This is a genomic window from Frankia sp. AgB1.9 (genome assembly GCF_016786355.1).
Lineage (GTDB): Bacteria > Actinomycetota > Actinomycetes > Frankiales > Frankiaceae > Pseudofrankia.
This window is the reverse complement of sequence record NZ_JADWYX010000211.1, coordinates 1-8,734: the sequence shown is the minus strand read 5'-3', so window position 1 is coordinate 8,734 and position 8,734 is coordinate 1. Positions and strand designations below refer to the sequence as shown.

Below are 8,734 nucleotides of genomic sequence, written 5' to 3'. Positions count from 1 at the left end.
GGCCGGTGCGACGGCCGAGGCCATCCCGGTGGGCGACCCGCACGACCCGGCGGTCGTCGTCGGCCCGCTGGTCGCCGCGCGGCCGCGGGCCCGGGTCGGGGGCGACCTCCCGGGCGCGGCCCCCGCCGGTGCCCGGGCCGGGCGGACGGCCGACGGAGCGGCCGGCGGGGTGATCTTCCATGGGCTGCGCGAGTACGTCAGCGGCGAGGACCTGCGTTTCGTGCACTGGCCGTCCAGCGCCCGGACCGGCGTGCTGATGGTCCGCGAGCACGTCGAGCCCAGCGAGCCGGCGTCGACGGTCGTCCTCGACACCCGGCCGGCGGCCTACCCGCCCGGCGAGGTCGGCGCCGACACGTTCGAGGAGGCCGTCGACGTCGCCGCGTCGGTGCTGCTCGGCTGCGCCAGGGAGTCGCTCGGCGTCGTGCTGCTCACCACCGCCGGGGTCCGCCGGTCCGGGCGCGGCCGGGCGCCGGAGACGTACGCGCTGCTCGACGACCTCGCCGAGGTCGACCTGGATCCGGCGGGAACCCTCGACGTGCTGAGCACCGTGCGCCGGGGCGGCGTGGGCACCTTGGTCGTCGTCACCGGCGGCTTCGACGACGGGCAGCTGCGAGCCGTCGCCCCGGTGGTGCACCGCTTCGGCCAGGTGGTGGTCGTGCGGGTCGGTGCCCGCAGCCTTGCGGCGGCCCGGGCCCGGTCCAGGCGGACCCCGGCCGACCGGCCCCGGCTGCGCCGCGCGTCGTCGGCGCCCGACGCCGCGACGCTGCTCGGGCGGTTCGACCTGATCGGCCGGCCCAGCGAGATCGGCACCAGCGTGGCCGGCCGGCTGCGCGTCGTGGACATCCCGGACGCCGCTCGGCTGGCCGAGGTCTGGCCCGTGGGCAGCCGGGGCCGGGCCGCCGGGGTGCGGTCCAACGCCCGAGCCGGCTACTTCGGCGGCGGTGCCGTGTGAGCGGGGGGTGGCGATGACCGGGCCCGAGCGCCCGGACCTGGTGGAGAACGCGCGGCGCCGGGAGCGCCGTGCCAGCTCGCCGCGTCGCGCCATGCCCGCTGGCGGATCGGTCGACGGGCCCACCTCGCCGACGGTGCCGATCGTGCAGCGCTCCGAGGCGGACACGGTGCGTGTCCCGGTGCTGGCGCTGCCCGCGCCGCGCCATCCGGACGGCCGCGGCAGGTCGGCGCGCAACCCGGCGCCCGAGAGCGGCCGGGGACTCGAAACCCCTGGACCGCAGGCGGGCAGACCGGAGGCGTACAGGCCGGAAGCGCGTGGACTGGCGCCGCGCGGATCGGACCTGCGTGGGGCGGACCTGCGTCGGGCGGAGCCGCGTGGGCGAGGAGAAAGTCGACCCGGGGACGGCGGATCGGCCGGGCGAGTGGACGCCAACCCGGTGCCCCTCGTCCGGGTCCGGCCGGCCCGAGCGCCCGCTCCGGTCGAGCCGGCCGCTCGACGTGCCGCGTCGCTCCTGCTGGTAGCGGCGCTCGCCCTCGTCGACGGGTGGGGGTTCGTCCGGCTGTTCTCGGCAGCGGACCTGCGGCTGCTCGTCCCGGTCGCCGCGGTCGCGCCGGTCCTGCTGGTCGTGGCTGCCTCGTGGGGCCGGCGTAGGCCGGCGCCGTTCGCGCTGTCCGCGTTGCTGTGGACCGTGGGGTTCGTCCTGGTGGCGGCGGCGCTCGTGACGGCAGGGGCCGGGGGGCCCGTCGCCCGGCTCGCGCAGGTCCGGACCGGAGTGCTGGCCGGGCCGACGCGGCTGCTCGACGTCGCCGTGCCGGCGCCCGCGGACGCCGACCTGCTGGTGGTGCCGTTCCTGGTCACCTGGCTCGCCGCGGCGCTCGGCGCGGAGCTGGTCGTGCGGACCAGGACCCGGCTGCTGCCCGCCGGCCCCGCGCTGCTCGGCCTGCTCGCGGCGACCGCCGCCGCGGTGCCGGGGCCCGGGTCGAACCTCGCGCCGGCGACGGCCCTGGCCGCGGTGGCCGGCCTGCTGGTGCTCGTCCGCCGGCCAGCCGCCCCGACGGGAACAGCTGTGCCCGGCGGGAATGCCGGTCCGGTCGGCCTCCCGGGCTCGGGACCGCGCTCGACGGGGCTCGCCGACGGCTCAGCGGCGGGGCCGGCGGCCGCCGAGGCGGCCCCCCGCGAGCCCGAGGACGCCTCGACGCCGGCCCGGCCGACCCGGATCACGCTCGGCCCCGGCCGGCCGTCCCGGCCCCTCGCGGCGGCCAGGGCGATCGGAGCGCTGGCCGTCGTGGTCGCCGCGGCAGTCACGGCCGGCGCCCTGGTGCCCGGCGCCTTCGCGGCCGGTGGGCCGGTCGACCCGCGGGCGTACCGGGCGACGCCGGCGGACCAGGTCGCCGGGCTGAACCCGCTGTCGGCCCTCGCCGGCTGGACCACCCGGCCGGACGACAAGCTGTTCACGGTCGGGCTGACGGGCCAGTCGGCCGGCCCGCTGCCGCTGCGGCTCGCGGTGCTCAGCGACTTCGACGGCGCCAACTGGACCTCGTCCGCGCGCTACACCCGCGCCGGCCAGACCATCCCGGCCGGCCGGGACCAGCCGGCCACCGGTGGCGCGCCGGTCACCCAGGAGCTCACCGTCGCCGGCCTGACCGGAACGCTGCTGCCAACACTGGACCGTCCCGTCCAGGTCGGCTCGGCCACGGACGCGGGGCTCGCCGCCGATCTGGCGGACGGGCTGCTGCTGCGGACGGCGCCCCTCACGACGGGCGAGCACCTCACCGTGGTGTCACGGCCGGCTGCGGCCCGTTCGGTGGCCCAGCTGGCGGCGCTGACCAGTGGCACCGCGGCGACCGCGGACCAGGACGCCGAGTACCTGGCCCTGCCGGCGAACCTGCCACCGGTGCTGCGGGCGCTGGCCCGGGTCGCCGCCGGCCAGGGCACCGGACCGTTTCAGGAGGCCGCGCTGCTGCAGCACTACCTGGCGACCAACTTCCAGTTCGACCCGCGGGTGCCGCCCGGCCACTCGCTCGCCCACGTCGAGCACTTCGTCGCCGACACCCGGCGCGGCACGTCGGAGCAGTTCGCCACGACGTTCGTGCTGGCGGCGCGCATCCTCGGGTTGCCGGCCCGGGTGGTCGTCGGGTTCGCCCCGGCCGCGCCGGCCGGGGCGGCGACCGTGACGGTGACCGGGCGCCAGGCACTGGCCTGGGCTGAGGTCCGGTTCGACGGCGCCGGCTGGCTGCCGTTCTTCCCGACACCGTCGGCGGTCGACGCCCGTGGTGCCGCGCTGGCCGGCTCCACCCAGGGCGAGTCCGACGCGCAGGCGGCGCTGGTCGACGCGGCCGTCCGCGGCCCGCTGGCCGTTCCGGCGGCCGTGAACCGTCCGGCGCCGACCGCCGCGCCGCCGTCCGGCCGGGCCGGCCACCTCCGTGGCCTGGTGGGGTGGGTCGTCGCTGGGATCGGCACGTTGGCGGCCGGCTACCTCGCGGTCGCGCTGGCGCGTCCGGTGGCGCGTCGGCGGCGGCGGCTGTCCGCCCGGCGCTCGCCCCGGGAGCGGGTGGTCCTGGCCTGGGAGCACGCCGTCGACGCGCTGCTCGCCGTGGGTGTGCCCGTACCGGCCTCGGCGAGCCCGGCGGAGGTCGTCCAGCTTGGCGCGGAGGCCGTCGGGGGCGGGCGCGCCGACGGCAGGCGGGCGGGCGCGGCCGGTGCGGGCGCCAGCATGAGCGCGCTGCGCGGTCTCGCGCACCTGGCCACGCTCGCCCTGTTCGGGCCGGATGACGGCGCCGGCCGAACCGGGGACGGGGCGGGCGCCGTGCTGGTCGCCGGCGCGACGGTGGTGCCGGTGCCCGGCGGCGGCCCGATCCCCACGCACCGGCACGGCCCGACCCACGCGGCCGGCCGCACCTCGCGCGGGCTCCCTGCGGGCCGGACCAGTCCGCTCACTCTTCCCACCGGCAGGACCGGACCGCTGGCCCTGCCGCCCGGCTGGACCGGCCCGCTTACCCTGCCCGCTGGCCGGACCGGACCGCTCCCGGTCCCGAGCGGACCGACAGGGCCCGGCCCGAGTGGCCGGACAGGGCCGGTTCCGAGCGGCCGGACGGGGCCGGGCCTGCGGGCGAGCGGCCGGACGGGCCCGCTCGCGCTGGCCGATGGCCGGCGGACCGGTCCGTCTGGGCTGCCCGCTGGCCGGACGGGCCCGCTGGCGGTGCCGGGTGGACCCCTTGGCGTCGAGCCGGCCGTTGCGCCGGGCGCCGGCGCGGCGGGCTGGGACGGCGCGGCCGGGCGGCGGGCTGCCGACGAGGCTCGGCGACTCGCCCTGACGGTCGAGCAGGCGGCCTGGCGGTCGACGCCCTGGCGCCGCCGGCTGGCCTCGCGGTTGTCGCCCCGAGTGGTGCTCACCGGGCGTTGGCCGTCGGTCAGCGGCTGACCGTGCGCATCGATGGGGAATGGGGCTCGTCAGAGGCTGACCGGCTCCATGGTGTGCAGGGCGGCCACGCTCGCCGCGTGCAGCCTGGACTTGATGACGCCGAGGGCCGGTGAGGCCTTGCCGGTGAGCGGGCGGGCGATCTCGGTCGCCGCCGTCTCGACCGCGCGTTCCGCCTCGCTGGCGTCCGTGACACCGGCCGCGGCGATCGCGTCGACGATGCCGGCGGCCAAGGCGTCGGCGCCGCCGTACCGGCGACCGGTGACCATCGCCTCGGCCGCCGTCCTTGCCGGCAGTCGGGCGGCGATCAGGCTGGACATCCCGACGGAGAACGGCAGCCGCAGGTCGACCTCGGGTAGGCACCAGAAGCCACGGTCGGCCCGCATCACCTGGAAGTCGTGCGCGAGCGAGAGCATCGCGCCCCCGGCGAAGGCATGGCCCTGCAGCGCGGCGACCGTGACCAGCGGCAATGTCAGGACTCGGGCGAACAGCGCCTGGACGGAGCCGAGATAGTCGGTCAGCTCATCGGTATGGGCGATCATCCAGTCGAGGTCGAGCCCGTTCGACCAGATCTTGCCGCGAGCGACGGTGACCAGCGCTTTTGGCCCGTCCGTCGCCTCTACTTCGGACAGCAGTGCCTCGACCTCGACAAGCCAGTCCTTGGTGAACCGGTTCTCGCCGTCGCCGAGATCCAGCACGTACACCTCGCCGTCGTGCTCCAGCTTCGGCATCGTTGCTCCTCGCCGCGTCGTGGTCCGTCCTGTCATCGTCGCCGATCCGGGTCCGCCCGCTGGTCGATCAGGCGTCGACCGCGCGAAATGCCGGCAACGAACCAGATCGGGCTTTCCGACCCCCGCCTTGGCCAACTCGGCCGATCAGGGTCTCGCGCCGTCTCTGACGAGGCTCGCCTCGTCCCGAGGCCGGCAAGATCGCTGTTTTCGCCCTCGCATGGCTGTAACTGCGGCGTTTTTGTGACCATACGAGGGCCGAAACGGCGATCAAGCCAGCGGGCGGACCTGGCCGGACTCGGCACAAGCGCCCGGACCGGCCCTCGGGCCCCAGCGCCCGGACCGGCCCACCCGGCCCTCGGGCCCCAGCGCCCGGACCGGCCCACCCGGCCCTCGGGCCCTCGGGCCCCGGGCCCCCGGGCCCGTCTCGCAGCTCCTGCCCCGGGTCCTCACGCCCGCGCCCATCTCTCAGCTCCAGCCCCCTCACCCCTGCCTCCCCCAGCCGGTCCTGGTTCCCCTGCGCAGCCAGCGATCAAGGCGGACTTCGCGGCCCATCGGAACGCCTTGATCACTCGTTGTGCAGGCAAAGCGGCGTCTCGTGCCCCAATTCGTCTACTTTTTCTCTGCGCAGTTCTCGATCAGGGCGTCGCAGCTTGCCCAGCGGGCCGGATGATCGGCGTCTGCGCAGGCAGGGTGGCGCCTCGGATCGGCCGAGGCTGGGCCGCCTCCACCGGTTCGACCGGACACACGGTCTCAAATGCGCCGAACCGGTGGAGACAGCCGTTGAAGCCGAGCTAGGCGGCCGGTGAAGCCCGGCTACTGGCTCGATCTCCGGGTACCTGGCGGAACGAGACAGGAAAACAGGACGAGGCAGGGAGGGGACGATGACGACTCCGACCAGCGCGCCGGCCGGCCGTGGGCGGACCGCCCAGCACGCCGACGCACGCTCCGGCAAGGTCGCCGCCGGGCCGGCCCGCGGTAGGACCGCCGAAGCCGGCGAGGGCGCTACCGACCAGGAGATGACCAGGCAGGTGTTCCGGCAGACCGCGTCCGACCGGGCGGTCGAGCCCTTCTTCGAGCGGGAGCGGGATGGCGCCGCCACGGAGGTGGAGGCCGCCAAGGCGGACGCCGACGAGCTCACCTGACCCCCACCGTCGCCCAGCCGGGCGACGGCCCGGCCGCGGGTTCGTCGTCATACGGCGCCCGGGTCGCGGTTTGGGCTGCGCGAGCCGGGAACGCACCGCAACGAGAACGCCCGACAACGGGTCGGGACCGATGAGGACACTCGACACGCAGGCAGAGCCGCGGAACTGACCGCCGGCCGACCGCGCACGGCGCGGAATTCGTCGGCGGCGGAACCGACGGAGGCCGGGTTCGCGTTCCGGCACCGCCGGCCGGCTTCGATCCAGGATCGGCGACCGGCTACACCCGAGCCGCGGCTGGGATGACGTCCACGGGACACCAGTACCGATCGGATCGCCGACGGAGCGCGCAATCTTCCCGGAGTCGCAGGGAGTCGCGGAAGGCGCCCGACGGCCGCGGACTTCGATTCCTGCGCCGACGAAATCCCAGCCCCAGCGATCTCGATACCCATAGCCAAGAGGTGATGCAGATGGCGACGAAGACGACGACCGACAAGCTGCGCGCAGGCGTGCCATCGGCGATCGCCAAGTCCGACGACGCGACGGTGGTGGCCTGGAAGAAGGCACACGACGCCGCCGTCAACGAGCTCGGCGCGGGCCAGCGCGCGAATCTGGTCGCGTATGCCAAGCTGCGCCACACCCACGAGAAGATCGGTGACCACTGGGAGCAGCGGCACAACTCCCAGCCGGCGGTGAAGCCCACGGCGACCCGGTCCCGTCAGCCGCGGGCGACGGTCTCGGGCGGCGCCATCAAGCCGCTGGCGGGCAAGTCCGCGCCGGCGCCGAAGGCGACGTCGGCGAAGCGGTCCGGCACGGTCCGGCCCGCCGCGCCGCCGGCCGCGTCGGCTCCGGGCAAGACCGCGACCCCCCGAGCCTCGACGGCGGCCACGAAGCCGGCGAAGCCCGCGGCCCGCGCGCCGTCCACGCGTCCCGCGGCGGCCAAGCCCGCGGCGCGGGCGAGCGCACCCGCCCGGTCGACGGCCCGCGCGACCTCGGCCACCAGGCCGGCAACGCGTACCAGCCCGACGACCCGGGCCTCGAGCGGCAGGTCGGCGGCGGCTGACAAGTCCGGTTCCGCCGGCAAGTCGGCGTCATCCGGCAAGTCGGCGCCGGGCGGCAAGTCCGCGCCGGCCGGCAAATCGGCATCGGCGAGCAAGCCGGCACCGGCCGTCACGTCCGCGTCGCGCAGCCGGTCCGGGTCGGCGCAAACGTCCACCTCGGCCAAAAAGGCCACGTCAGCCAAGAAGTCCGCGCCGGCTAAAAACGCGACGTCGGCCGGCAAGTCAGTATCGGCAAGTAAGCCCGCATCATCCGGTAAGCCCGCGTCGGCAGGTAAGCCCGCGTCGAGTGAGAGACCGGCCGCGACCGGAAGATCGGTACCCGCGGTGAAATCACGGGCATCGACCGGCCCCGGGGGAGCCAAGGGTCAGGCGCCGGCAGCCGTCAAGGTCGTAGAGAAGCCGGTCGTCGTCGAGATCGAGAAGCCGGTGCTCCGGACGAAGGTCATCGCAAAGCCGATTGTCATCGAGGTTGAACGGCCCGTGCTGCGCCAGAAGGTCGTGGAAAAGCCGGTAGTGATCGAGATCGAGCGTCCGGTGCTGCGTCGCAAGATTGTCGACCGGCCCTTCGACGTCGAGATCGAGAAGCCGGTCATCCGGCAGAAGATCGTGGAAAAGCCGGTAGTCATCGAGATCGAGAAGCCGGTGATCACCGAGAAGGTCGTCGAACGGCAGGTGGTCGTAGAGAAGATCGTGGAGAAGCCAGTCTTCAGGGAGAAGATCGTTGAGAAGCCGGTCGTTGTCGAGAAGGTCGTTGAGAAGCCCGTGGTTCGCGAGAAGGTCGTTGAGAAGCCGGCCGGCGGCCCCGGCGTTCGGCCGACCTCCGGCGCCGGCGCGGATCCGGTTCGGAAGGAGCCGCCGCCCGTCCCGAAGGCTCCGCTGACTGGCGGCGCCCCGGCGCACCTCGCCCCCAGGCCGACGCCATCGGCGCCTGCGGCACCAAAGCCGGCGGCACCCAAGCCGGCACCGCCGAGGCCGGCGGGGCTCGTCCGGCCACCAGGCGCGCCGCCCGCACCACTCGCTCCAGAGCTCACCGCCTCCGGCAGGCCGCCCGCCGCCGCAGGCTCCGACTCTCGGTCTGGGCCGGACCCGAACGCTCCGCGGCCTGCCCCGGCCAGCCAGCCGGCCGGAAGTGTGAGCTTCGTGGCTCCGGCCGGTGGCCAGCCATCGGGTCGCGGCGGGCTCGCGCGCGGGCCGCTGGATGGTTCGACGCCGATTGCCGACCTGCGGTCCGCCGCGCGCGAGCTGTCGGTCAACGGCTGGGCCCGGCTGCCGAAGGATGAGCTGGTAGAGGCGATCCGGAAGGTCAACCGACGCTGACCGCGCCGTAGGGCGAGGCGGCGACCAAGGCCGACGGTCCCGCCCCCCCCACCCCGGGGGGGCGGGCCCGGGGGGGGGGGGGGGGGGGTTGGGGGGGGGGCCGCGCGGGGGGGCCC

The 8,734-nt window shown here is 75.8% G+C and carries 5 protein-coding genes; 4 read left to right on the top strand and 1 reads right to left on the bottom strand.

Annotation, left to right across the window (positions count from 1 at the left end):
- The coding region (locus tag I6A60_RS39930; protein WP_238437226.1) for a DUF58 domain-containing protein at positions 1-952 on the top strand (952 nt) is incomplete at its 5' end.
- A 421-nt stretch (positions 953-1,373) separates the two neighbouring features.
- On the top strand, positions 1,374-4,373 hold the full coding sequence (locus I6A60_RS43220; protein WP_203055867.1) for a transglutaminase domain-containing protein: 3,000 nt from the start codon (positions 1,374-1,376) through the stop codon (positions 4,371-4,373).
- A 29-nt stretch (positions 4,374-4,402) separates the two neighbouring features.
- On the opposite strand, the gene I6A60_RS39920 is transcribed toward I6A60_RS43220, so the two are convergent.
- Positions 4,403-5,101, bottom strand: a complete 699-nt coding sequence (locus tag I6A60_RS39920; protein ID WP_203023562.1) for an enoyl-CoA hydratase/isomerase family protein — start codon at positions 5,099-5,101, stop codon at positions 4,403-4,405.
- Between the two features lie 881 nt (positions 5,102-5,982).
- On the opposite strand from I6A60_RS39920, the gene I6A60_RS39915 reads away from it, so the two are divergent.
- Positions 5,983-6,243 carry a hypothetical protein gene (locus tag I6A60_RS39915; RefSeq protein WP_203023564.1) on the top strand — a complete coding sequence of 87 codons (261 nt, stop codon included), beginning with the start codon at positions 5,983-5,985 and terminating at the stop codon, positions 6,241-6,243.
- 467 nt (positions 6,244-6,710) lie between these two features.
- Positions 6,711-8,618, top strand: a complete 1,908-nt coding sequence (locus tag I6A60_RS39910; protein WP_203023565.1) for a ChaB family protein — start codon at positions 6,711-6,713, stop codon at positions 8,616-8,618.
- Positions 8,619-8,734 lie beyond the last annotated feature (116 nt).

Excerpts from the sequence above, each read along its gene's own strand:
- I6A60_RS39920 (WP_203023562.1), bottom strand. The coding sequence starts at position 5,101 with ATGCCGAAGCTGGAGCACGACGGCGAGGTGTACGTGCTGGATCTCGGC.
- I6A60_RS39915 (WP_203023564.1), top strand. The coding sequence starts at position 5,983 with ATGACGACTCCGACCAGCGCGCCGGCCGGCCGTGGGCGGACCGCCCAG.
- I6A60_RS39910 (WP_203023565.1), top strand. The coding sequence starts at position 6,711 with ATGGCGACGAAGACGACGACCGACAAGCTGCGCGCAGGCGTGCCATCG.